Here is a 23,573-nt window from a genome sequence, read left to right as displayed (position 1 = left end):
TCACGCGCGCGTGGCGTCAGCATCGCCGCCATGACGACAACAGAAGCCACTCCCATCCGCGATAACCGCCGTCAGGCCAAATTCCTTTACTGGACTGGCCTGCGGATCTGCGCGATCGCCGAAATGTTGGGTGAGAAAGAAAAGACCATTCACGCCTGGAAGACGCGCGACGAGTGGGACCGGGCCGACAACGTGGAGCGGATCGGCGGGGCTCTGGAAGCGCGCTTGGTGCAGCTGATCCTGAAAGACGGGAAAACCGGCGGTGACTTCAAGGAAATTGACCTGCTCCACCGTCAGCTGGAACGGCAGGCGCGCATTGAACGGTACAAGGCGGGCGGTACCGACACTGATCTCAATCCGAATCTTGCGAAGCGCAACGAGGGGCCGAAGAAGAAAGCGGCGCGAAACGAGTTCAGCGAGGAGCAGATCGAGCAGCTGACCGAGGCGTTCAAAGACGGCTGTTTTGGCTATCAGTTGGACTGGTACCGGGCAAGCAATCAGCGCACCAGGGCAATCCTCAAAAGCCGGCAGATCGGCGCGACTTACTACTTTGCCCGGGAGGCGTTTATTGACGCCCTGGTCACTGGCCGCAACCAGATATTCCTGTCGGCTTCGAAGAATCAGGCGCATATCTTCAAGGCTTACATTCAAGGGTTTGCGCGTGAAGTGTGTGGCGTTGAACTGACTGGCGATCCGATCATTCTTGCCAACGGCGCCGAGTTGCATTTCCTCGGCACGAACGCCCGAACCGCTCAGGGTTATCACGGTAATTTCTACTTTGACGAATTCTTCTGGACGTTCAAGTTCAACGAGCTGAATAAAGTCGCCAGCGGCATGGCGATGCAGAAGCAGTACCGACGTACCTACTTTTCAACGCCATCGAGCATGGCGCATGAGGCGTACACCTTCTGGACCGGCGAACGGTTCAACAAAGGCAAGCCGGTGGCGCAGCGCCTCAATCTGGACGTGTCCCACGACGCGCTGCAGCAGGGCAGGCTGTGCGAGGACCGGATTTGGCGTCAGATCGTCACCATCCTGGACGCCGAACAGCGCGGCTGCGATCTCTTCGACCTGGAAGAGCTGCGGCTTGAATACAACGCGGATGCGTTCGCGAATCTGCTCATGTGTCAGTTCGTCGACGACGGGGCCAGCATCTTCCCCCTCAACGTGCTGCAGCCGTGCATGGTCGACAGTTGGGTCGAGTGGTCAGAGGACTACAAGCCATTCGCGTCGCGGCCTTTTGCCGATCGGCAGGTGTGGGTGGGCTATGACCCTGCGGAAACAGGCGACAGCTCCGGCCTGGTCGTTGTTGCTCCGCCGCTTGTGCCCGGCGGTAAATTCCGCGTGCTCGAGCGCCATCAGTTCCGGGGAATGGATTTCGCGGCGCAGGCCGAAGCGATCCGGCAGGTCACGCTGCGGTACTGGGTCACCTACATCGGCGTCGACATTACCGGCATGGGCTCGGGCGTGGCCCAGCTGGTGCGCCAATTCTTTCCGAACGTCACCACGTTCAGCTACTCGCCCGAGGTGAAGACGCGCCTGGTGCTTAAGGCATACGACGTGATTCACAAGGGTCGCCTCGAATTCGACGCCGGCTGGACCGACATGGCGCAGTCGTTGATGGCGATCCGCAAGACCATCACGGCCAGCGGCCGGCAATTCACCTATACCGCAGGCCGCACCGACGAGACCGGACACGCGGATCTCGCCTGGGCGCTCTTCCACGCACTGCAGAACGAACCGCTTGAGGGCCAGACCTCAACGAATACTGGCTTCATGGAGATTTACTGATGAGCAACCGCCGCAGCAGAAACACGCAACCCAGCGCCGTGACCCAGCCCCCGATCGAGGGAGATCTGCTACCTGCGGCCGGCGGCAAGATGGAGGCGTTCACTTTCGGCGATCCCACGCCCGTGCTTGATGAGCGGGGAATACTTGATTACCTGGAGTGCTGGCTCAACGGGCGATGGTACGAGCCGCCCATGTCCCTTGATGGTCTTGCGAAGTCGTCCAGGGCCAGCGTCTTCCTGCAGTCGGGGCTGAACTTCAAACGGAACATGCTGGCTCGCACTTTCATCCCTCACAAGCTCCTCACACGGCAGACGTTCGAACAGTTCGCCCTGGACTTCCTCTGGTGCGGCAACGGCTATCTCGAAAAGCGCGACAGCATGATGCGGAGCACGCTCGGCTTGCAGCCTGCCTTGGGCAAGTACATGCGGCGCGGCGTTGACCTGGACACCTATTACCAGGTTCGTGGGTGGAGCGATGAACACGAGTTCAAGAAGGGGACCGTTTTTCATCAGCGCGAGGCTGATATCAATCAGGAAATCTACGGCCTTCCAGAGTGGCTCCCGGCGCTGCAAAGCGCGCTGCTGAACGAGTCCGCCACTCTGTTTCGACGCAAGTACTACAACAACGGCAGTCACGCCGGCTTCATCATGTACATGACCGACACGGCCCAGAACGAGACAGACGTTGCGGCCCTGCGCAGCGCGCTGAAGGCTGCAAAAGGGCCGGGCAACTTCCGCAATCTGTTCATGTATGCGCCTGGCGGCAAGAAGGACGGCATTCAGCTGATCCCTGTCAGTGAGGTCGCGGCAAAGGACGAGTTCGCCTCGATCAAGAACATCAGCCGCGACGACATGCTGGCCGCGCTGCGTATCCCGCCGCAACTCATGGGCATCGTCCCGCAGAACGCTGGTGGCTTCGGCTCAATCAAGGAAGCCGCCGAGATCTGGGCCATGAACGAGCTCGAGCCCGTTCAGGCCCGCTTGCAGCAGATCAACGATTGGCTGGGCGAAGAGGTGGTGCGCTTCCGGCCTTTCGAACCAGTCGCTGACAACTCTCTTCTCAATCCGTAATAAGGACCCAGAATGTCTGCTCCGATTTTCCCGTGGATGGGCGGCAAGCGTCGCATGGCAAAACACATCCTCCCCGAGTTCCCTGATCACGACTGCTACGTCGAGCCCTTTTGCGGCGGCGCGGCTCTGTTCTTCATGAAAGAGCCCAGCCGGGTAGAGGTGATCAACGACTTTGACGGCGATGTGGTGAATCTGTATCGCGTCGTTGCGAATCACCTGGAAGAGTTCGTGCGCCAGTTCAAATGGGCCCTGGTCAGCCGCACCATGTTCGAGTGGGCCAAAGAGCAGGCCCCGCGGACTCTCACCGATATCCAGCGAGCGGCGCGGTTCTTCTATCTGCAGAACCTATGTTTCGGTGCCAGGGCGAAAAGTCGAGCGTTCGGGACGGGTACGACTTCAGGCCCGAGGCTGAACCTGCTGCGCATCGAAGAAAAATTGAGCGATGCCCATCTGCGTCTGGCACGGACGACCGTCGAGCACCTCGACTGGAAAGAGTGCATCAGGCGCTATGACCGCGATCACACGCTGTTCTACTTGGACCCACCTTATTGGGGCACCGCCGGCTACGAGGTAGGAGACTTCGGCTTTGAGCAGTTCGAAGCCATGGCCGATCTGGCCCGAACGATTCGCGGCAAAATGGTGATCTCGGTGGGGGATCATCCCCGCATCCGCGAGGTGTTCGCCGGGCTCAGGCTGAAAGAAGTACCGTTCCGGCACACCGTCGGCGGCAATGGCGGGATTGAGGTCAACGAGCTGGTCTATTTCAACTGGTAGCGATCACAAAAAAGCCCGCGCAAGGCGGGCTTTTCTGTTTGAGGCAACCTACGTCACCTGACGATCTTCAGACTCGAGTTGCTTCCGCCACTGACCGACTGTTCCGCTGGCAGCTCAATCCTAGAAATCAACGCAAGATGGTATTCCTGACCGTCGTCCTCGGACCAAAGCTGGTCAGCCAAGCCGTCAAGCGCATCCTGATTGGGGATAGGCTGAAGCGACGCCGACATAACTTGGTAGTAATACACGTAAAGGCCCAAGGCCAACGCATAGGACATCTGACGTTGCCAGAAGAATTTGCCCTCACCCGTCTGATGATTGTCCGACAAAATCACGTCGTAACGGCTCAAAATGTAGTTGAAGAAAACCTTCTGAGCTACATCCTTCATCACCGCCGAGTGGCGAGTGTCTGTGGTGCGCCAAATTAAATTCTGGGTTGCCGGACGGCATTTCAGGTCAATGATCGTCGAAATCATGACCTTGTTGTAGTAAACCACCGAATTAAGCAGGTCATTGACCAGCGCGATTTCGAATTCATCGCTGGAAGGACGCTCGCGATGGTCGATCCTGAGCAAACGGTACCCGGGAGCCATGACGCACTGAGCATCCGCACTGATGTCCGTACGGTTTTCGGCATTTACCAAGGAATCGTAGAAACGAGTGTTCTCAGGCCGCCGCATCAGATGGGCGAACAGCTTGATTACCTCAGAGTCCTTTACGATTAACTTTGGCATGACTGCCTTCTACCCTTGCAGTGATTCGCACTGCCGCTTTGATCGCTTTTAGACGGACTGCCTCCGGACGATTCACCGGTGGTTACGCTTGTAGGCAGTAGCATTGTTTAACAATCGCACAACAACACAAATGCACAAAAACACAAACGCACAAGAACACATTTGACCACGAATAATAACTATGTCAACTGAACACGATGCATATGTGTGCAGTTCGTCGGTGGATTCACCGGTGAAGCGCTGGGCGGCTTCTGTACGGCGCCAAACGGCCGTGCATTCGGCGTAGATGTTGAAGCGGTTACGCTTGCGATCGGCGCCGCTTTCGCCGGGCGGTCCTATCCGCAGATTTTCACCTATGCAAAAATACTGTTTGTACATCCAGTATTGGCCGACGCCCATGCCTCCCGAACTTCCTCCTTTCAAGCCAGTAACCCAAGCCGAGTTGCGGGACATTTGGGTGGAGCATCCTAAATGCCGTCGCCTGGTGCTGGAGGTGGAGCGCTACCGCCGGGTGATTGCGAAGGTCGACCATCTTTATAAGACCACGCATAAAGCATGGCGCGAGGAGGTAGGTGGGGATCTGACGGCCCTGCATTTGATGCAGCAGCTGATGACTGAGGAGCGTCATCGGCTTCCAAACGTGGCGGGCACTATTAAGGAAGATTCACATGATTGACGATCACGTCAAAATCTCTCTGGATGAGCAGCTCAATATCCGAGCCGCCGGCACCTATCTCGTCAAGGTGGATGGCGACAGCATGCAAGGCGTGGGGATCTACAGCGGGGACATTCTGATTGTGGACAAGGCGATCGACCCGCGAGCGGGCCATGTGGTGATCGCCGTGGTGAATCGGGAGCCGATGGTTAAATTGCTTTCCTTTGAAGTCAGCGGAACGCCGATTCTCAGGTCAGCCAATCCCCGTTACCCAAGCTGCTACATCATGGAAAACGACGAGTTCGAGGTTTGGGGGGTCGTGACTCACAGTCTCAGGGACCATGCCCGAAACTGACCTGTTCGCTGGGGAGATCAGCGCGGCGAAAAGCCTGCGCGGGCCATCAGGTCTTGGAGTTTGTCGACGGACTGTTTCACCAGAAAGGCCCCGGCATCATCGGGAGCGCTTGCCGAAAACTCTGCCCAGCCCTGACGGCTGACGAATTGGGCCAGCGCAAGAGCTTCAGCCTCACTAAGCGCGATCTCCTCGGCGACACCGGCCTCGGTGGCGATGGTCATGATCGCGTCGCCGGTCTGTATGGAATTGCTGCTCATGTTTGATTCCTCTGTGATAAAGCCGGAACCCTAAAACCCTTACCGCCTGCTTACCAAGGCGGTAAGGGCTTTTTATTTACTCCGCTTTGATTAGGTCCGGCTGAGCGAACAGCCAGCACTTCACCGTGACCTTCCTGATCACACTGTCCACCGCCTTCAGGTCGATGAATCGCGGGTTTATGCTGCTTTTCAACGCTGTTGTAACACCGGGGCCGAGCACTATCGGTATGCCGTGCTTGGCGAATAGTTCAGCTAGGTACGGCATGTTGAGAGCGATCAGACCGGGCTTTTTCGAGTGGTTGTAAGCCACGCCTTTCGCGTCGAGCTGCAGAAGCGCAGCCCAAAAGTCGGCAACGACATCAGCTTGGGGAGGCTCGACGCTGCCAAGCCCAGCCAGATCTGGCACCTCCAGCCCCATCGATTCAGACAAACGCGTTATCTCGTCTTCAAGCGCTTCACGCATGACCTTGTCACGGCTGCGCATCAGCTCTTTCATCAGGGCGAAGCGATGCTTGGACATGCTGATCTGCTGAGCAATCGTGACCGCACCAGGACGAGCGGCGGCGCCTTTGCTCCAGTAGTTCCAAAGCACCTCGTCGCACTCTTCCTGATACTGCACGATTTTGTCGCGCAGCTCGGGCGCCACTTTGTTGGGGCTGATGGAGTAGAGCCAGGCCGCGAGCTTGCGCAGTGGCAGACAGGTCATTCCGTACTGTTTTCCGTCAACGCCGGTTGTGGTGATTTCCGCCATAACTGAACCGAACTTCTCGCCCAGCTTGGTGTGTTGGCTTTTCCAGTCCAGCCCCATGTTGGCTACGACCGGCTTCATCGCCACGTAAGGTTCGCCGTCTTTGCCTACCAGCACCACGGTGTCGCCGTGGAATGAAACGGGCATCAATTGGGTATTCATCGTGTGTTCCCTCAGTCTTTAGATGCGGCGTTGATTGCCGGTAGCGGAACGAATGACGCGGTTCAGGTCAGTGCAAATCCCATCGAGAAAGCCCGCCAGCATTTGGGGCTGGTACAGCCCCGGGTGATCGGCCTGCTGGGCCAGCGCATGCACCAGGGCAAGGGAGTCTCGGGCCCGTTCCAGGTCAAACAGATCGTCCTCAGTGAGAACGTAGGGCTTTCTCATTGGGCACCGCCGTGCGTTTCGAGAACGCGCACCTGGAGCATGTGATGGTTGTAGCGCTTGAGGCGAGTGGACAGCGAGGAGTCAGCGTGCAGCGCAGCGAGAGCCATGCGGCGGTGGGCAAGTGCGCGGATTTTGGACGGAATGAGAGCGGTCATGGTGGAGCTCCTAACGTAGTGGGGAGCTGCTACCGATCGTCGCCAAACGATATGGGTGGCAGCTGTACGCAGGTTGGCGAACCGGGACGTTAGGAACCCGGCAGACCCGAGGGTCTCCCACGCACAGCCGCCATAACACAGAACGGCGGGCACAAAAAAAGCGCCTGCAGATGTGAAAGGGGGCGCTGTTGCGCCTAACGTGCTCGGGTCGCCAAACCCGGTCGCTGAATCTGCAGCGACGTGCGCAATGTAAGCCTTTGGCCTTTCACATTGCAAGTCCCACGCGCTATCAGAGCGTTCGCGATAAATCCGACCGCGAGGTAACGGCTCCGCCGAGCATGACAGCTAATGCAGACCTCAGGCCATCGGCCTCATTGATCACCGTTGTTTTCGCGCTCGATTCTTGAATTACGATCACTTATGCAGTCGTTGTAAATCCGCTCATAATTTCTAAATTTTTGCATCCTGATAGAGTTCAGCGGGGAAAGTCCTGAAAGCTTTAAAAGCGCCCCATAAGTTTTTATAAAAATAGCATTAAAATCTTCCGTGGCTTGGACGTCATGCGAGAAGAGTTCACCGCACTTTAGTAGCATCCTAGCACGCCCAGAAAACTCTGTACTATCAAGTCCGCTAAAGTACTCGTAAAACTCACTGTCCGTCTTTTGCGAAATACCTCTCCTAATTTCTGCGCTGAGAAGATCTGATCCGTCAATCGCTGCTTGAACAAGCTCGCTTAAATTTCCAGTGATCGCTAAGCTGTCCAGGTAATGATCCAGTTTCTGTAAGACATATTCATTGCGGGGAGTTTGGAACAGATTTTCTCTTTTCTTAATTCCATGTTTGGGAAATACTTCCTCAAAAAATTTGTCGATAACTGGTTTTATCTTATCTCCACGGCCAGTTTCAAAATATACCCACGCCACGGCATCGAGATCGGTGATAGTGAAGTGCTGGAGAGCTGTCGATATCGCTAGTTCAAAGGCTTCAAAAACCTCCGCTTCGTTGTCAAGAAATGATGCATGGAACAATTCCCAGGCTTGAGCAAGTAAGGCCACATCCTTGTCGTGCTGAATCTTTTTTTCTAGTTCCTCGACTAGAATTTTCAAGGAGTCGTCATCGACGTACCCCTTCCTCACAAGATTGATCACTGCCGCATCAAACTCGTCGCAGGCGCCAAAACCATACTCAGCTAAGTAAATGCTTTTCTCTTCGGCGACTCTCTTGCTTTCCTTCTCCTCAGCAGAGTCTTCAGCATCGCTTGGCAGATACGAGTCCATACGGCCCTGATAGCGTAAGATGAAATCAATATCGGCCTTGCATTTGCCTCCGCCGTACAAAGCGTAAACAGCTAGGGGTAGAGTGCTGTGAGCTTGCTGAACTACTTTGGAATGTTTGTTAACCAACAATTCATCAAGAATCTTCGCGAACATCTGAATCTTCTTCAAAATTCGTATGTTGTTAATTCCGAGTTTTTGTGCGTTTTCGCCCACTGCGCTATGCTCATTGCCGCTAGGACTAAATATAAGGTTTACTGACTCTTGAACGGAGGGGGCGAAGGTCACTTCGTAATCGAAGACCTTTTCGCTAAAAGCGAAAAACTCATCGTCTTTTTTTAATGATCCATCATTTAAAATCAAAACCACTGCGCAGCTCTTGAATTCGACTAGGTTTGATATTAACCCGAGTACGTCTCGAGAAATTAAACCGTTTCCGCGGCGCTCAAAGTCGTCAATGCAAATTATTGTGTCGCTAATCGTTGCGTACTGCACAGAATCAATGATGCCGCTGAGGCTGCCAATTAGTGGGAGCTTTGCTTCTTTTCCAAAGCTAAGCGTTTTACGAAGACCGCTTAGCGCGTCACTAAGATCAAGATTCTTTATGTTTTCAATTACCGAATCTTTTGTTGTTCGACTACCTGCTTTAGAGCAGGGTACAGTATTTTCAAATATCGAGCGCTTGAGGTCACTGAGCGAGCTTAAGCCAAAGAGCGAAATGTAAGAGTATTTTTTTCGAGGAAAAGAATCGAAATGGGATTTAACCACCTTATCCCAAAAGTATGTTTTACCTGTGCCCCACTCACCTTTGAGCACTATAGCCGTGGACGCAGCACGGGCGCCAAAACTAATGAGTGTCTTTTCAACTTTCGCAATGGACATTCGCTAAATCCTTTTATTCGGTATGAGTGCTTTTGTTAAGGGGCCAGACTCCAGCAGGGGTGTGGGCAAGCCCAATGCATCGGTCACTTGACGCAGCCGACTGTGTGGGCCGTGCCGTTCAAAGCTGCCGGAAGCAGCGTCCAGCAACTTCTCAGGGTTGTGCGCTTGCTCTTGGAGGGTGAGCAACTGCTTGAAGTTGATCCCGTCGCGCGCACTGCGCTTGATGCCAGGCAAGGGAAGAATCTCACCATTTCGGTGACAACTGAACAGAACCGTTCGTTTGCCTCTCTGTGTTGCACCTGCCAGGCCAGTATACGCGCGGGCAGGAGATCGGCGGCGGTGTTCTGGCTGATAGCCGCGACGTGGGATCGAGGGTGAGTCAGGCACTTTGCAGTGCACCGTTTTGGAGCGCTGCCGGTTGGGCAGGGTGGGTCTTCACCTGGCGCGCGCCGTCGTCCCCCCGCCACGCCTGCGGGCTAAATAGGTCTAGTTTTCTGCGCACCTGCAGACCTCTCCCCACAGCCCGCGCCGGGCCTCTCCTGCGCGAATTGGAGCTGAGAAAACCCTGCAAATCCCTGCACGCCCCCCTATTTTCGAACGCCCTGTAGGCGCGATCTCTGGGGGCTGTTTCTAGGTTCAGCCACGGGAAAAGGGTTAGTTTTTATTTGAGGCACTGCGCGGGAGGCCAAACCCAATAACGACGGGGGGTAGACGCTTATTTTGCGAGGTTAGAATAGGGTTAGGTGAAATGGGGGGTGGTGGTTAGGTCGTTGATTTATAAGGATATTTTATTCACTGTTTCTAACAGTTAGAAAAGGTTAGTTCCTAACTTATCCTGTCTATAAATCTAACCCATATCGAAACTCTACAGCCCTTTAAATCCGTGGCTTCTAGAGGCGACAGGCAAAACCTGCCTTAACTAACCGGTTTCCCGTGGGTCAGCATAAAACCAACAGGACGCAAAGGCGGGGCGTTTCAGCGCGCGTGCATAGACTCTTCGGCAAGTACGTGCAACTTCAGGGATTGACGCCTGCTGGCGCGATTGCTTCTAAATGAGCGCGTTCATAGTGGAGCCGATTGGCAAGCCAGTGGCAGAGGTTCGCCATGCTTACAGCCTCCTCGAATGAGATATCCCGTTCCTGAAGATGGGCAGCCTCATTGCGGATCCTGCGAAGCTTCACGTATGTAGAGAAAACCAACTCATCCATAAGCCCCGCCGCGTGAAGCTCATTCGCCACTGTGACTGGGGGTCGACGGAGAAACTCGATACCAGCCTTGAGCGCGAGCTCCTCAGTTTCTTTTTCAACCTCCAACCAAGCGCTTAGCACTGCCGATCGTGGATCAATGCGCGCCAATTCCAGTACTGGCCGTGCCGCGGTGGCAACGGGCGCCGGCGGCTCTGAAGCATTGGCGGCCACTGCGACAGCCACTTCATCGAGTTTGCCCGACAGGTCGAAGTTGAAATCTTTGATTTTCAGCGAACGGATTCGCCCGAGAATGTCCACCAACGGGCCTTTAAGCATCATGACCAGGACTACAGCAGCCACCGGCCATGCGGAGGCCGTAACGATGGCTGCAATGAACTGTTTCCAATCCATGGGAAGGTTCTCAGATCGTCGGATGGGTAGGCCAAAACCTGCTTGTTACGTCGCTTGTTACGTATGGCGTAAACAACAAGGGCCTGCATCGCTGCAAGCCCTTGATTTGTATGGTGCCGGCACCAGGAGTCGAACCCGGGACCTACTGATTACAAGTCAGTTGCTCTACCAACTGAGCTATACCGGCGTTGTGGGCGCTGATTATAGGGATTTGATCTGGCGAGTAAAGCCCTAATTTCAGTTTTTTCGCGGCCCTTATGCCGGAAGGTGATTACCGTTATTCACAATCCGCACAAACCGAAGGCGACGATCGGTCAGATTCAGGAACCATTCTCAATCGTTCGCAAGCTACTGTTTTAGCGCCAATTTTACGCTGACCAAAAAATGAACAAATGGTTACATCCCTCCCAAAGCAGGATTTCCGGGCTTTCGCCGGAATTTCATCAACAGACTTATCCACAGGCGTGTGCGTCAAAAATTCTCACGGCCGCTCTGCAAGCATGAGCAGATTCCGCGGAGTGACTTGGCTGTCGCAGAAGGTGCCGATACGCACGTCGTACCCGCCCTCGGTCAGATAAAGCGCACGGTCGAGGATGAGCCACATTTCCAGCGGCCGGCGGAAGATGTTGCGAAGCAGTTCGAGGTTGCGCACTTCGGCCAGACGCGCCCATCCCGCCGCCTCAAGGACCGTCCAGTCCTGAGTGCCGGGGGAGGGGAGTTGCTTGAGTTCGGCGAGGTCGCGGCAGTAGTCGGCGAAGGGTTTGTCGAGCCAGGCGCTGGGCAGTGAGGGCGTTGGCAGGTAGTCGTCGACGCCGCGCAGCTCTCGCTGCAGCAGGTCGAAGCCGAGGCGGCGGGCCATGGAGGTGTCGCGCTGGCGGCGTACGCGGGCGCCGGCGGTGACGGTTTCGCTGAGGGGCAGGCCGAGGTCATCAATGGAGAGCGTAAGCGCGGACGCTTTGCCCTGCTGGGAGATCGGCAGGTAGTGCTCGCCGGCGATGCGGTTGTAGCAGCAGGGCGCGATGGCCAGTTGTTGGCAGCGCGCGTCGCTGGCGAGGTGCATGAGGCGCACATGAAGGTCGCCGCAGGCGTGGAGGGCGACGGACGTGTGATGGGCTTCGAGGCGCCCGGCTGCATCTTCGGCCATGACGTCTTGATGCAGATGGTTTGCGGTGATGCCCAGTTTGTCGCTGAGTTGCCTTCCCGATTCAACCAGGTGCGCATCGTATTCCAGGCAGGTGAGCGCTTGGCCGCCATGGGCGAGGCGCCGACCCAGATGGCCTTTGCCCGAGCACCAGTCCAGCCAGTGGGTTGGCTGTCGCTGAAAGCTTAAACGGCTGGCGAAGGCTTCGATCTGTTGCCACTTGCGGCCGGGCACGTCGACGCTCATGCGCGATGACACAGGCTCCAGGCTGACGGGGGGCAGCGGGTCGATCTCGCTTAATGCCTTCGACTGTAAAGCTAGCTGCGCAAAGGGCTGCGGCGCATCGAGCTGTTCGGGATGGTTGTGCGCCGCTTCTGCCTCTTCGAGCGAACGTTGTCGCAACCAGCGTGACAGCTCGGGGTGCTGGGACTCCCACGGCAGGTGGCGATGGGTGAAAGGTCGTGGGCGCCACAGGGCCTGATGCTCCAGGAGGAAGGCATCGAGCGCGGCGAATTGGGATTGGAGTTGCGCGGGTGTGAGTGGCATTGGGTTATGGCAGTTGAGCGGTGATGTGCAGCATACGGTGAATCAGTGCCTGAGCGCGCTTATCAGCCTCGGCAATCTTCGGCGGCTGAAATGCCGCTTTCGCGAGCAAGCTCGCTCCCACCTGGACCGTGTTCTCTGCGGGAGCGCGCGGCGATCCTCAGCGCCCTTGGCTGGCGTCCACTCGCAAATAGCGCTCAAGCAGTTTGAAGCCTTGCACCAGCACAAACGACATCACCAGGTAGATCAACCCGGCGATGAGGAAGGTCTGCTCCGGCATGTAGGTTCGCGCGTTGATGGTGCGGGCCATGCCGGTGATGTCTAGCAGGGTCACGGTGCTCGCCAGTGCGCTGGCCTTGAGCATCAGAATGACTTCGTTGCTGTAGGCAGGGAGGCCGATGCGTGCGGCGCGGGGCAGGATGATGTACAGCAGCGCTTTGCCTTTGGACATGCCTAGTGCGCGGGCCGCTTCGATTTCACCGGGCGGCACGGCCTGAATGGCGCCGCGCAGGATCTCCGCGATGTAAGCGGTGGTGTGCAGCGTCATGGTCAGTGCCGCGCAGAAGAACGGATCGCGCAGGTAAGGCCACAGCGGCCCCTTGGTGACAACGTCGAACTGAGCCAAGCCGTAATAGACCAGAAACAGCTGCACCAGCAGCGGTGTGCCACGAAAGAAGAAGATGTAGGCGTAGGGCAGCGCGCGGACATAGGCGTTACGTGAGGCGCGGGCGATGCCCAGCGGAATGGCGAGAATGAGGCCGGCAATCACCGCGACGGCGACCAGCTCCAGCGTGACGGTGGCGCCGTGCAGCAGTTTCGGCAGCCATTTGAGGACGAATTCCCAACTCATGACGCGCTCCTCGCAAAGCCCACGGAAGCACGTTTCTCCAGCCATGCCAAGCCGATCATCGACAGCGCTGTCATGCACAGGTACATCAGCGCCGCGACCATATAGAAGGTGAAAGGCTGCTTGGTGGACGTGACGGCGATCTGCGCGTGGCGCATGACTTCCTCAAGCCCGATGACCGAGACCAGCGCGGTGTCCTTCATCAGGATCATGAACAGGTTGCCGAGCCCCGGCAGCGCAATGCGCCACATCTGCGGCATCACCAGCTTGAAGAAGATGCGTGAGCGGGACATGCCCAGCGCCAGCCCCGCCTCGCGATGGCCCTTCGGGATCGACAGCATGGCGCCGCGAAACACCTCGGTCGCGTAAGCGCCGAAGCACAGGCCTAGCGCAATGACGCCAGCCGCGAAAGCACTGAGTGACAGGTTCGGAATATCGAACAGCTTGCCGATCGCCCGCATCGAGCTGACCGTGCCGAAGTAGATCAGCAACACCCACAGCAATTCGGGGATGCCGCGAACCAGCGTGGAATACGTGCCGCCCAGCCACTGCAAGGCTCGATTCGGCGAAGTCTTCGCCAGCGCCCCGAGCAAGCCGAGCACCAGCCCCAGGCAGAGGGCCGACAGCGCAAGTTGGAGGGTCATCAGCATGCCGGCGGCCAGGGCCGGGCCGAATCCATAGAGATCGAAGTTCATGGCGTTGTTTGTCTAGAGGACAGACGCCGCCGTCTGCGCGGGCAAACGGCGGCGTTGGTCAGGCAGGTCAGAGGATGCTGAACGGAAAGTACTTGTCGTTGATCTTCTTGTAGGTGCCGTCGGCGATGATTTCTTTCAAGGCTTCGCTCAGCTTGTCGCGCAGCGGGTCGTCTTTGCGCACCGCGATGCCGATCTTGTCGTCAACCGGCAGGGCGTCACCTTTGAACTCGAAGCTCTGGCCTTCCTTGCCTTTCAGCCACTCGTAGCTCGCGTATTTGTCGCCGAGCAGTGCGTCGAGGCGGCCCGACGCCAGGTCGAGGAAGGCGTTTTCCTGGGAGTCGTACAGCTTGACGGTCACGTCGTCGCCCCAGTTGTCTTCCAGCCACGTCCCGGACAGGGTCGCGCGTTGGGCGCCGATGGTCTTGCCCTTCAACGTTTCCTTGATGGCGGCCAGGTCGCCGCTGAGGTTGGTGGTTTTAGGCGCGACAAATTGCAGTTTGTTGGAGTAGTACGGAATGGTGAAATCCACGGCCTGCTTGCGTTCTTCGGTGATCGACATCGACGAGATCAGGAAGTCGAACTTCTGCGCATTCAGGGCTGGAATGATGCCGTCCCAATCGGAGGTGACGGTTTCACAGGTCACTTTCATCTTGGCGCACAGGGCGTTGCCGATCTCCACGTCAAAGCCCACCACCTGACCGCTGGCGTCTTTGTTGTTGAACGGCGGATAGGCGCCCTCGATGCCCATTTTAAGGGTGTCGGCAGCAAAGGCGCTGGAGGCCATGGCCAGGGTGGCGGCAGCGGCCAACAGAATGTTTCTCAGGGTCTGCATCGATGTTGCTCCGTTAGCGATTGCTGGACATGAATTGTTTGCAGCGCGCCGACTGCGGGTCATCGAAGACCTGGTCTGGCGAACCTTGTTCTTCTATCAGCCCTTGGTGCAGGAAGATCACTTCGCTGGACACCTGCCGGGCGAAATTCATTTCGTGGGTCACCATCAGCATGGTCCGGCCTTCTTCGGCCAGGCCACGAATAACACTAAGCACTTCCTGCACCATCTCGGGATCGAGGGCAGACGTGGGCTCATCGAACAGAATGACCTTGGGCTGCATCGCCAGCGTGCGCGCAATCGCGGCACGTTGCTGCTGACCCCCCGACAACTGTGCCGGATAAGCATGACGCTTGTCGGCGATCCCCACTTTGGCCAGCAATGCTTCGGCAACTTCGGTGGCCTCGGCCTTGCTCTGCCCCAGCACGCGGCGCGGCGCCTCGGTGATGTTATCGAGGACGGTCATGTGCGGCCAGAGATTGAAATTCTGAAAGACAAAGCCGATCTCGCTGCGCAGGCGGTTGATCTGACGGTTGTCGGCAGCGATCAGTTCACCTTTGCGGGTGGCTTTGAGCTTGAGCTCTTCGCCTGCCACGAGAATCTGCCCCTGATGCGGGTTCTCCAGCAGATTAATGCAGCGCAGCAGCGTCGACTTGCCTGAGCCAGAGGAACCCAGAATCGAGATCACGTCGCCATCGCGCGCACTCAGCGAGATGCCCTTGAGCACGTCGAGTTCGCCGTAGCGCTTGTGCAGATTGCGGATTTCCAGGGCGGGCGTGGCCTCGGCCATGTTCAGTCCTCGTGTATTCGGTGGGCTCATCGGGTTGTCGAGTGGACGCAACCTGGCGGCGGCGGCAGTCGTGCTGCGCGAGGCCTTTTGAGGATGAGCTTGATGAGCGCCGGCGCAGAATGCCGTTGCGCAAAAAGGGCGCGATGGTGCCAGCTTTAACCGCCGTGGGGAAGGGTGTTCCGACCATTGCGGGGATTGACGGCCGTTAATGTGCGCTTATTTGGTGCTATTTCATCTTGAGTGTGTATTTTCGGTGCGGCTAATCGTCACCCTCCTGTTGCTCCAGGTAACGTTTCCTACGCGACTGGCGAATTGCTATTGCATTCATGGACTTGCGTAAATGGTCTGGAGCGCGCGTATCCCGCTGCGACGTCGTATCTGAAACATCCTGGCGTAATTCTTGCGTAAAAAATAAATAACAGAGCTGTTGTGTTCTCTTTACGAAGAGCCGCCACGCGTCCTGATCCGTACAGAAATCCTTCTAAGGTTGGTTCCATGAGCAGTACACCCAACGCTTCAAACCTTGAACAAGGGCTCAAACCGCGGCACATCACCATGCTGTCCATCGCGGGCGTTATCGGCGCCGGCCTCTTCGTCGGCTCCGGCCACGCGATTGCCGAAGCCGGGCCGGCTGTGCTTCTGGCCTACGGCGCCGCGGGTACGCTGGTGGTGCTGGTGATGCGCATGCTGGCGGAAATGGCCGTCGCTTCGCCGGACACCGGTTCTTTTTCGACCTACGCCGACCGCGCGATCGGGCACTGGGCCGGCTTCACCATCGGCTGGTTGTACTGGTGGTTCTGGGTGCTGGTCATCCCGCTGGAAGCCAACGCCGCCGCGACCATCCTGCACGCGTGGTTCCCGAACGTGGCGATCTGGGCGTTCACGTTAGTGATCACCCTGCTGCTTACCGCGACCAACCTCTTCAGCGTGAAGAACTACGGAGAGTTCGAGTTCTGGTTCGCGCTGATCAAAGTGCTCGCGATCATCGGCTTTGTGGTGCTCGGCATTGCGGCGGTGATGGGGCTTCTGCCGAACAGCCAGGTCAGCGGCGTCAGTCATTTGTATGACACGCAGGGTTTCCTGCCTAACGGCATGGGGGCGGTGCTGGCGGCGATGCTGACCACCATGTTCTCGTTCATGGGGACGGAGATTGTCACCATCGCGGCGGCAGAATCGAAGAATCCCGGCCAGCAAATCACCAAGGCAACCAATTCGGTGATCTGGCGGATCTGCCTGTTCTATCTGCTTTCGATCTTCCTCGTCGTTTCGCTGGTGCCTTGGAACGATAGCCGTCTGGCTGAAGTGGGTTCGTACCAGACCGTGCTCGATCTGATGGGCATTCCGAATGCCAAGCTGATCGTCGACATCGTCGTGCTGGTCGCCGTGACCAGTTGCCTGAACTCGGCGCTGTACACGGCTTCACGCATGCTCTTTTCCCTCGGCAAACGTGGCGACGCCCCTGCTGTTTCTCAGCGCACCACCAAGGCCGGCACGCCTTACTGGGCGGTGCTCCTGTCGACCGGCGCTGCGTTTGCTGCCGTGTTCGCCAACTACGTCGCACCTGCGGCGGTGTTCGACTTCCTGCTCGCAAGCTCGGGCGCCATCGCACTGCTGGTGTATCTGGTCATCGCTGTGTCTCAGCTGCGTATGCGCCGCAAGCGTGAAGCAGAAGGCCAGGCCGTCGACTTCCGCATGTGGCTGTTCCCCGGCCTGACCTGGGCAGTGATCGTGTTCATCGTCGCCGTGCTGACCATCATGCTGTTCCAGGAAGGCCACCGCATGGAGATCATTGCCACCGGGCTGCTGAGCCTGATGGTCGTGGCTGCTGGCCTGATCGTGTCGAGCCGTCGCAAAGCGGGGAAGGCAGGCAAGGTTGTGCTGAATTGATGGGGCAGTGAGTCGGTTGTGACCGCCCGCTGTCGAGAAGCCGCTGTCAGGGATGATGGCGGTTTTTTTTCGTCCCGATGATTGGGTCGCGGTGGGGGTCAGTGTCTCAGCGCATCCTGCCCAGCACCGATTTCCCCCGCACTTGATGCAGCACCACTGCGGCCAGATGCAGCGCCACCAACCCTGCCAATATCGCGCACAGGACGTGATGCAACTGATGCAGCTCCAGCAGCGCGATTTTTGAATGGATGAGCTGTGGCAGCGGCACCAGCGCCAGCAGCATGACCGGGTGGCTCATCATCAGCACCCCGGTAATCAACACGCCGGCTACTGCCCCGTAGATCGCTTTGTGCGCAGCGCTGGCCAGTCGCGCCTGGACGTTTTTAGCGGAGGGCCGCGCAGGGGCTTTCACCGCCAGCCATAAACGCCAGGCAAAGAACGGAATAAACAAGCTGGTCAGTTGGGGATTAAACGACTCGACCCATTGCCGAAACGGGTTGCTCTCATCGAGCAATGCCACGCCGAAGCCGCTGAATGTCGCCCACAGGATGACGGCCGCGGACAGCCAATGCAGGAAAATTCGGGTTCGGGAGTAAGTGCTCGTTTCGCCTGACGTCGGTGCCGGCAAAGCGGTGTTTAGAGGTGTCAAAACGGCCAGCCTTTAGTTGAGAAGGAGTTGCATTCTCGTAATGGCGCAAAGCTACCGTTTTGACCGGGGTCATGTAAATCAAAAAACGTTTTAAGAACGCCCGCCTGCACCTTTCGCGTTCTTTTTCTGCAGGATCACGGACGCTTCGTTGTAGGCAGTCTGGAAGGCGTCGCTGCCGATCCATTCAACGGCCGAGTCTTCATCTTCCTCGTGGAACAGCCCGCGGTAGGTGATCAGCAGGCCCATCATGAAGTCGGTCGCCGGCTCTTCGTCTTCTTCGGCAATCACCAGCTCCAACACCGGGTATTGCAGGAAGACCACGCACAGCGCCAGCAAGCTTACTGATTCGGCCTGCTTCATTGCTTCGAACAGGTCGTCGAAATCCGCAGGGTCGAAACCGTTTTCTTCGATGTCTTTGAAATCAAACGTGCTCAGGTCGATTTCGACGTCATCGAAAGGCTCGTTGACGAAGGCATGGTTGAGCACCGGGTGAATAACGCTCGGCCGGGCCTTGCCGGAACGGTTCTGCTTGGCTTTGGCCTTTGCACGCTGGGCGCGTTTTTGCTGTTTGTCGGGGGAGGCCATGACGGCGGTTCCTTGTGCGGTGCAGCCATTCGCATGGCCCAGGATCATCGGGCGCGTATTGTATTCAGTCTTGCGCCGGTTCGTCGTGCTTGTTGCGGTCGATCCCCAGCATCTCCATCGTGGATTCCATCTCGATCTCGTCGAGAATCGCGCGGAAGGCCTCGTAGAAATCATCGTCGTGAATGCGCGCCCTGACGGTAGCCTCATCCAGTCCGTGGGCCCACATCAAGTAAGCGCCAAGCGTGTTCACCAGCACGTCGAGGTAGTCGTCGAAGTCGATGTCGTAGAAAGCGTGGGCGGCTATGGGACCTCTGGCAAAGGCATCGAGCAGATCGAGGAACCCTTGCTGCTCGGCAAGCTTGAGCACTTCGTAATGCGCGAGTCGCTGCTCCTGAGACGGCTCTGGCGCAGGGGAGTGATACACCTCCGCTATCAGCATTTCGTCCTCAGTGATCGACATCTCGTCGGACTCGCCTCTTATCACCGCCGCCATCGCCTCCCGCTCTTCTTCGTCCATGGTTTCAAGGATGTCCGGCTCTACGAAATTTCTTCAGCAGGGTATCGTCGTCCAGCAGCGCTGCGTCGTCGTCCGAGACGAAATCAGGCATGAAGTAATCCGGGACGATCGGGTTGGGAGTCTGCGGATGCTGGCGAGCGACACGCTGCTCTTTGGCTTTGGTCTTGGCGCGCTTGGCTCGTTTTTGTTGCTTGCTGACAGATGCCATCACGAAGCTTCCTTGGTTAGCTCAAGCCTGCGATGTTAATAAATTGCGCCCAATAAAAAACCCCTGAATCTTTCGATGCAGGGGTTTTTCGGTATTTATGGTGCCCAGAGACGGAATCGAACCGCCGACACGGGGATTTTCAATCCCCTGCTCTACCGACTGAGCTATCTGGGCAACGGGGCGCATTAAACGTGTTTTTCAGAAGGTCGTCAAGCGTGGTGTCGAAAAAAATCTGAATTATTTCCTCCGCTTACGACGACCACTGTCTGCGAAGGCTTATTCGGATGGGGGAACGTAGCCGTCGGCCTTGGCGTATTCCTCGCCGGACAGGTATTTGTCCATCTCGGTCTGCAGGAATTTGCGATCTTCGGCGTTCATCATGTTCAGACGACGCTCGTTGATCAGCAGGGTCTGGTGTTTCTGCCAGTCGCCCCAGGCTTTCTGCGAGACGTGGTTGTAGATGTCTTCACCTTTGGCGCCCGGATACGGCGGACGGTCCAGGCCAGGCAATTCTTCTTTGTATTTGCGGCACATCACGGTGCGGGTCATGAGGACTCTCCTGCATTCAATACGTCGGCTGCGTTTTTCAGCAGTTTCTTCACCGGGGCGGCAAGGCCCAGGCGCGGCGGGGTGGCGAGGTTATACCAGAGCCAGTCGTCCTCGGCCACGTGATGGGCGGACGCGCGGACCCGGACCAGCCAGGGTTCGATGCTCAGCTGAAAGTGGCTGAACGTGTGGATCAGGCCCGGCAAGGCTTGATGCTCGCCCAGCTCAAGGGCGTGCTGGTTGGCCAGATGCTGCATGTCGTTGAAGTCGTCCAGTTCCGGCAAGCTCCACAGCCCGCCCCACAGCCCGGTCGAAGGGCGGCGATACAGCAGAATCGCGCCTTCGTCGTTGGCAAAGATCGGCATCAAGGTGCGCTTCTGCGGCACGACCTTGCGCGGCTTAGGAATTGGATAACGGGTTTCCTGGCCCAGCATGTGGGCTTCGCAGCCACGCTCGAGGGGGCAGAGCAGGCAACTGGGTTTGGTCCGGGTGCAGAGCGTGGCACCCAGATCCATCATCGCCTGAGTGTAGTGATTGACTCTGCTGTGCGGCGTGTAGCGCTCGGCCGTGGTCCACATCTGCTTCGCCACTTTGGGCTCGCCGGGATAGCCTTCCTGGGCGGTGAAGCGGGCGAGTACGCGCTTGACGTTGCCATCAAGGATCGGCGCGCGCAGGCCCATGCTGATGCTGGCAATCGCTCCGGCCGTTGAGAGGCCGATACCCGGCAGCTCGACGAGCTTTTCCACGTCGCGGGGGAATTCTCCGCCGTGCTCGGCCACCACGATTTTCGCGGCCTTCTGCAGGTTGCGCGCGCGAGTGTAGTAACCCAGCCCGGTCCACAGATGCAGAACCTCATCTTCCGGCGCGTCGGCCAGAGCCTGCACGGTAGGCAGCGCTTCCATGAACGTGTCGAAATAGCCAAGCACCGTGCTGACCTGGGTTTGCTGCAGCATGATTTCCGACACCCACACGCGGTACGGGGTGATGTCGTGTTGCCAGGGTAGATCGTGACGGCCGTGGCGGTCGTACCAGTCGAGAACGGCGGAGGAGAACTGCTCGGGTTGCATCAAGGGTTCCGGTGATCAAAGAAGTTGGGTTGCTATATCCGCAGCCAGACGCCGCGCTGTCGGCGACCAGTCAAAATGAATGTGGGAGTGTGCTCACTCCCACCACTTAACTGCGCGGCGCCTGTTAGTCAGGCTTAACGCTTGAACAATCCCTTGATCGCGTCCTTAAGCTCGGGACTGACCTTGTCCCCCAGCTTTTCATCGATCTTGTCGCCAATCCGGTCGCCTGCCAGCTTTGCAGCGACCTTGCCCAGGCCGTCGTTATCCAGACGACAGGCCTTCGCGCCCATTTCGAGCGGGCCACGGCAGAGCACCGGCCATTCGATGCCGACAAAGCGCGGGTTCACTTCGCAGGCAGGGTCCGGCATATCGCTCTTGTCGCCTTCGATGATCACCCCGACGCGATAGTTCATGCCCATGACGCGCAGGTCGATGTCGCCATCGCCGTTGACGGTCAGGCCCGGGGTGCGGACTTTCAGGTCCGGGTTGCTGGCCACGCCGTTGCGGAACACCAGATTGCCATTCAACTGCTGGAAGGGCGTGTCCTTGCCACGCGGCTCGCCGCTCAAGCTCTTGCGGTTGAGCGTCGAGATGCCGCGGCAGAGCTGCTGCTCGAGGTTGGCGTTGACCAGCACGCCGTCGTTCAGCGCAAAACTGGCAGTACCGTTGAGGCTCTCGACCAGCGCCTTCTCGCTGTTGCCTTTGGCGGTCACATCGCTGTTGAGGTTGAGCAGGCCGCGCAGAGGCGGCGTGGTGCCCTGGCTCTGAATGAAGTGTTCCACCGGCACTTTGGCGATGTGCGTCTGCACGCTGGCCAACGGCACCTCGGGACGCGCGTCGAGATTGCCCTTGACCTCGAAATTACCGCTGTACAGATCGCCGCGCAGGCTGTTGACGGTTATCACGCCATCGAGCGCCGAGGTTTTCAGCGCCGCATTCTGGATCGGCAGTTTCTCCAGGGTCAGTTTGCCGAAGCTCAGATCGGCGTCGACATCCAGCTTGCGCAGGCGCTCAAGCGGCAGCAGCTTCGCGTCGCTCCAGGCGCCTTGGGTCGGCTGATTCGGCAGAGGCGAGGTGCCTGAGGCCACCATGGCTTCGGCCTCGGCGCCCTGAACTTCGGCTCTGCGAGCGGCGCCCGCGCTCTTCGCCTGCTCGCCTTCTGGCTTGCGATAGCGGTCGGCGTCGAACGTGTCGGCCTTGAGTTGCAGGCGCAGGGATTGCTTGGCGAAGTCCTCCACGGCGATGTGGCCGCTGATGGTGCTGTCGTCGAGTTTCACCGTGAGGTCGTCCAGCGCCACGCTGTTCGGCGTCGCCGCGATGCGGGTGACCAGTTCCAGTTTGTTCAGGCTGCCGTCACCAAGGGTCGGCGCAGGCTGGCCGATGTTGTCGAGGAAGTCGCGCAGGTTGAACTGCGCAATCGAAATGCCCCCCGTGATCTGCGGGGTCTTGTCCAGGTCACGCACATGCAGCTCGCCGATGGCGCGCAGCTGGTTGGCGGACAGCTTCAGGTTGGTCCATTCCGCGACGTTGGCGGACATGTCCGCCAGCAACTGGCCCTGGGCCGAGAACGTCAGCGTCTTGCCCTGAAGTGGATCGCCCGTCACATCACCCGAGAAACGCATGTCGTCGAGCTGATAACGCTTGAGGGCGCGATCAAAGCGCAGCTTGCCCGTCAGTTCGGTTTTGGTGCGCACGACGGGTTGATTGGTGCTGAGGAATGCGGTCAGTTTCAGCGGGATATCGGTCGCGTTGTGGATCGGGCCGGTGCTCAGCTGAATGCTCTCGGCGGTGAACTGCCGGGCCTTGGGAATATCGTTGAAATCGATCCGCGCGTTGTTCACGGTCAGGCTGTCGATGTCCAGCTTGAGCGGCTGCCACGGCTTGTCGGGCTTGGCCGACGCGGTATCAGTTGGCGCTTCCGGCGTGGCGGGGGGCTGGGCTGGATTGGCCGCGGTCGCGGGTACTTTGCCGATGTCTTCCCAGTTGCCGTGGCCGTTTTCATCGCGGGTCAGCGTCAGATTCAGGCCCTCGACGCGCACGTCGCTCATCTGAACTTCTTTGCGCAGCAGCGGCAGCACGCGCACGGACAGCCCGAGCATCTGCAAGTCGGCGAAGGGTTTGGTCGGCTCGCTCAAGGTGGCAACGCTGGCGTCGTGCAGCTCCAGGCCAAGCCATGGAAACAGGCTCCAGCCGATGTCGCCATTGAGCGTCAGCTCGACATGGGCGCGATCGCGAACCAGTTTTCGAATCTCGTCTTTGTAGTCGTTGGGATCAAAAAAGTGGGTCAGGGCAAAGCCAAGAGCCACGATGATCAGCAACAGCCCGAGAAGGGTGAGCCCCAGGATTTTGCCGAACGCTTTCATGGGCGAGTCCTTGTGTCGAGTCGTTCAAAATTTAGCCCGCGAGTATAGCGTTCTCACGCAAGCACCGGGTTTTGGATCGCCATAGACGTTGCCGATCAAGTTGGCGGCGACCTGCACAGTGACAGACGGCACTAAAAAGGTAGTAGCAGAATGCTTTCTTTTAGGCCGCAAATGGTAATCTCGCGCCATTCGCCAGCCGTGCTGCGTCGAATTGTCACGTAAAGAG

General features: G+C 58.0%; 26 protein-coding genes and 2 tRNA genes. 6 read left to right on the top strand and 22 right to left on the bottom strand.

The features are described from left to right. The first annotated feature begins 30 nt into the window (after positions 1 to 30). The 3 genes from SLW75_RS17020 to SLW75_RS17010 are packed head-to-tail and all read left to right on the top strand — an operon-like array spanning position 31 to position 3,635. Positions 31 to 1,791, top strand: a complete 1,761-nt coding sequence (locus SLW75_RS17020) for a terminase ATPase subunit family protein (protein WP_410934992.1) — start codon at positions 31 to 33, stop codon at positions 1,789 to 1,791. Next, positions 1,791 to 2,861, top strand: coding sequence for a phage portal protein (locus SLW75_RS17015; RefSeq protein ID WP_410934991.1), 1,071 nt, complete (start codon positions 1,791 to 1,793; stop codon positions 2,859 to 2,861). The genes SLW75_RS17020 and SLW75_RS17015 overlap by 1 nt, the downstream gene beginning before the upstream one ends. Positions 2,862 to 2,873: 12 nt before the next feature. Next, positions 2,874 to 3,635, top strand: a complete 762-nt coding sequence (locus tag SLW75_RS17010; protein ID WP_037016338.1) for a DNA adenine methylase — start codon at positions 2,874 to 2,876, stop codon at positions 3,633 to 3,635. A gap of 53 nt (positions 3,636 to 3,688) precedes the next feature. Here the strand turns inward: SLW75_RS17010 and SLW75_RS17005 are convergent, their stop codons facing one another. Continuing rightward, on the bottom strand, positions 3,689 to 4,369 hold the full coding sequence (locus tag SLW75_RS17005; RefSeq protein WP_410934990.1) for a hypothetical protein: 681 nt from the start codon (positions 4,367 to 4,369) through the stop codon (positions 3,689 to 3,691). A 72-nt stretch (positions 4,370 to 4,441) separates the two neighbouring features. Beyond that, a complete protein-coding gene (locus tag SLW75_RS17000) occupies positions 4,442 to 4,768 on the bottom strand; it encodes a hypothetical protein (RefSeq protein ID WP_410934989.1) in 327 nt (108 codons plus the stop codon). On the opposite strand from SLW75_RS17000, the gene SLW75_RS16995 reads away from it, so the two are divergent. Together SLW75_RS16995 and SLW75_RS16990 are read left to right on the top strand one after the other, a co-directional pair. After that, positions 4,767 to 5,045 carry a hypothetical protein gene (locus tag SLW75_RS16995; RefSeq protein ID WP_410934988.1) on the top strand — a complete coding sequence of 93 codons (279 nt, stop codon included), beginning with the start codon at positions 4,767 to 4,769 and terminating at the stop codon, positions 5,043 to 5,045. The two genes, SLW75_RS17000 and SLW75_RS16995, sit on opposite strands and share 2 nt — an antisense overlap. Then, positions 5,038 to 5,379 carry a LexA family protein gene (locus SLW75_RS16990; RefSeq protein ID WP_410934987.1) on the top strand — a complete coding sequence of 114 codons (342 nt, stop codon included), beginning with the start codon at positions 5,038 to 5,040 and terminating at the stop codon, positions 5,377 to 5,379. Before SLW75_RS16995 ends, SLW75_RS16990 begins: the two co-directional genes overlap by 8 nt. Before the next feature lie 17 nt (positions 5,380 to 5,396). On the opposite strand, the gene SLW75_RS16985 is transcribed toward SLW75_RS16990, so the two are convergent. The 12 genes from SLW75_RS16985 to SLW75_RS16930 form a co-directional block, all read right to left on the bottom strand. Further along, positions 5,397 to 5,636 carry a hypothetical protein gene (locus SLW75_RS16985; protein ID WP_410934986.1) on the bottom strand — a complete coding sequence of 80 codons (240 nt, stop codon included), beginning with the start codon at positions 5,634 to 5,636 and terminating at the stop codon, positions 5,397 to 5,399. Between the two features lie 76 nt (positions 5,637 to 5,712). Continuing rightward, positions 5,713 to 6,546 carry a phage antirepressor N-terminal domain-containing protein gene (locus tag SLW75_RS16980; protein WP_410934985.1) on the bottom strand — a complete coding sequence of 278 codons (834 nt, stop codon included), beginning with the start codon at positions 6,544 to 6,546 and terminating at the stop codon, positions 5,713 to 5,715. 18 nt (positions 6,547 to 6,564) lie between these two features. Beyond that, positions 6,565 to 6,771 carry a hypothetical protein gene (locus tag SLW75_RS16975; RefSeq protein WP_410934984.1) on the bottom strand — a complete coding sequence of 69 codons (207 nt, stop codon included), beginning with the start codon at positions 6,769 to 6,771 and terminating at the stop codon, positions 6,565 to 6,567. Continuing rightward, positions 6,768 to 6,926 (bottom strand): hypothetical protein, encoded by a 159-nt coding sequence (locus SLW75_RS16970; RefSeq protein WP_162835411.1) that lies wholly within the window; start codon positions 6,924 to 6,926, stop codon positions 6,768 to 6,770. Before SLW75_RS16970 ends, SLW75_RS16975 begins: the two co-directional genes overlap by 4 nt. A gap of 371 nt (positions 6,927 to 7,297) precedes the next feature. Further along, complete coding sequence (locus SLW75_RS16965) at positions 7,298 to 9,082, bottom strand: P-loop NTPase fold protein (protein ID WP_410934983.1); 1,785 nt, start codon at positions 9,080 to 9,082, stop codon at positions 7,298 to 7,300. A 1,016-nt stretch (positions 9,083 to 10,098) separates the two neighbouring features. After that, on the bottom strand, positions 10,099 to 10,680 hold the full coding sequence (locus tag SLW75_RS16960; protein ID WP_410934982.1) for a hypothetical protein: 582 nt from the start codon (positions 10,678 to 10,680) through the stop codon (positions 10,099 to 10,101). A 111-nt stretch (positions 10,681 to 10,791) separates the two neighbouring features. Then, positions 10,792 to 10,867: transfer RNA gene (locus SLW75_RS16955), tRNA-Thr, on the bottom strand. A gap of 294 nt (positions 10,868 to 11,161) precedes the next feature. Then, positions 11,162 to 12,367, bottom strand: coding sequence for a methyltransferase (locus SLW75_RS16950; RefSeq protein WP_410934981.1), 1,206 nt, complete (start codon positions 12,365 to 12,367; stop codon positions 11,162 to 11,164). A gap of 157 nt (positions 12,368 to 12,524) precedes the next feature. Next, positions 12,525 to 13,214, bottom strand: a complete 690-nt coding sequence (locus SLW75_RS16945) for an ABC transporter permease (RefSeq protein ID WP_192171307.1) — start codon at positions 13,212 to 13,214, stop codon at positions 12,525 to 12,527. Next, positions 13,211 to 13,906 (bottom strand): ABC transporter permease, encoded by a 696-nt coding sequence (locus tag SLW75_RS16940; protein WP_065987400.1) that lies wholly within the window; start codon positions 13,904 to 13,906, stop codon positions 13,211 to 13,213. Before SLW75_RS16940 ends, SLW75_RS16945 begins: the two co-directional genes overlap by 4 nt. Before the next feature lie 67 nt (positions 13,907 to 13,973). After that, entirely contained in the window at positions 13,974 to 14,738 is a 765-nt protein-coding gene (locus SLW75_RS16935; protein ID WP_065987399.1) for an ABC transporter substrate-binding protein, read from the bottom strand. Positions 14,739 to 14,751: 13 nt separating this feature from the next. Further along, the gene (locus SLW75_RS16930; protein ID WP_296316150.1) at positions 14,752 to 15,525 is read right to left on the bottom strand and encodes an ABC transporter ATP-binding protein; all 774 of its coding nucleotides are present in this window, start codon (positions 15,523 to 15,525) and stop codon (positions 14,752 to 14,754) included. A gap of 495 nt (positions 15,526 to 16,020) precedes the next feature. Between SLW75_RS16930 and gabP the strand changes: the two genes are divergently transcribed. After that, complete coding sequence (gene gabP, locus SLW75_RS16925) at positions 16,021 to 17,412, top strand: GABA permease (RefSeq protein ID WP_065987397.1); 1,392 nt, start codon at positions 16,021 to 16,023, stop codon at positions 17,410 to 17,412. Between the two features lie 106 nt (positions 17,413 to 17,518). Here gabP and SLW75_RS16920 read toward each other — a convergent pair whose 3' ends face one another. From SLW75_RS16920 to SLW75_RS16885, 8 genes are all read right to left on the bottom strand, one after another. Next, positions 17,519 to 18,061: a cytochrome b gene (locus tag SLW75_RS16920; protein ID WP_410934980.1), complete on the bottom strand. Its 543-nt coding sequence runs from the start codon at positions 18,059 to 18,061 to the stop codon at positions 17,519 to 17,521. Positions 18,062 to 18,151: 90 nt separating this feature from the next. Beyond that, positions 18,152 to 18,646, bottom strand: a complete 495-nt coding sequence (locus SLW75_RS16915; RefSeq protein WP_065987396.1) for a hypothetical protein — start codon at positions 18,644 to 18,646, stop codon at positions 18,152 to 18,154. Positions 18,647 to 18,710: 64 nt separating this feature from the next. Further along, entirely contained in the window at positions 18,711 to 19,163 is a 453-nt protein-coding gene (locus SLW75_RS16910) for a hypothetical protein (RefSeq protein WP_410934979.1), read from the bottom strand. Between the two features lie 4 nt (positions 19,164 to 19,167). Then, a complete protein-coding gene (locus SLW75_RS16905) occupies positions 19,168 to 19,371 on the bottom strand; it encodes a hypothetical protein (RefSeq protein WP_410934978.1) in 204 nt (67 codons plus the stop codon). A 98-nt stretch (positions 19,372 to 19,469) separates the two neighbouring features. Continuing rightward, positions 19,470 to 19,545 (bottom strand) — tRNA-Phe (locus SLW75_RS16900). Positions 19,546 to 19,647: 102 nt separating this feature from the next. Then, a complete protein-coding gene (locus tag SLW75_RS16895) occupies positions 19,648 to 19,920 on the bottom strand; it encodes an oxidative damage protection protein (RefSeq protein ID WP_331104089.1) in 273 nt (90 codons plus the stop codon). Next, positions 19,917 to 20,984 carry an A/G-specific adenine glycosylase gene (gene mutY, locus SLW75_RS16890; RefSeq protein ID WP_410928176.1) on the bottom strand — a complete coding sequence of 356 codons (1,068 nt, stop codon included), beginning with the start codon at positions 20,982 to 20,984 and terminating at the stop codon, positions 19,917 to 19,919. Before mutY ends, SLW75_RS16895 begins: the two co-directional genes overlap by 4 nt. A 134-nt stretch (positions 20,985 to 21,118) precedes the next feature. Further along, entirely contained in the window at positions 21,119 to 23,347 is a 2,229-nt protein-coding gene (locus SLW75_RS16885) for an AsmA family protein (protein WP_410934977.1), read from the bottom strand. Positions 23,348 to 23,573 lie beyond the last annotated feature (226 nt).

The organism is Pseudomonas sp. W5-01 (assembly GCF_046540435.1).
Lineage (GTDB): Bacteria > Pseudomonadota > Gammaproteobacteria > Pseudomonadales > Pseudomonadaceae > Aquipseudomonas > Aquipseudomonas graminis_B.
The sequence above is the reverse complement of the archived record's forward strand: the minus strand, read 5'-3'. Positions and strand labels throughout refer to the sequence as shown.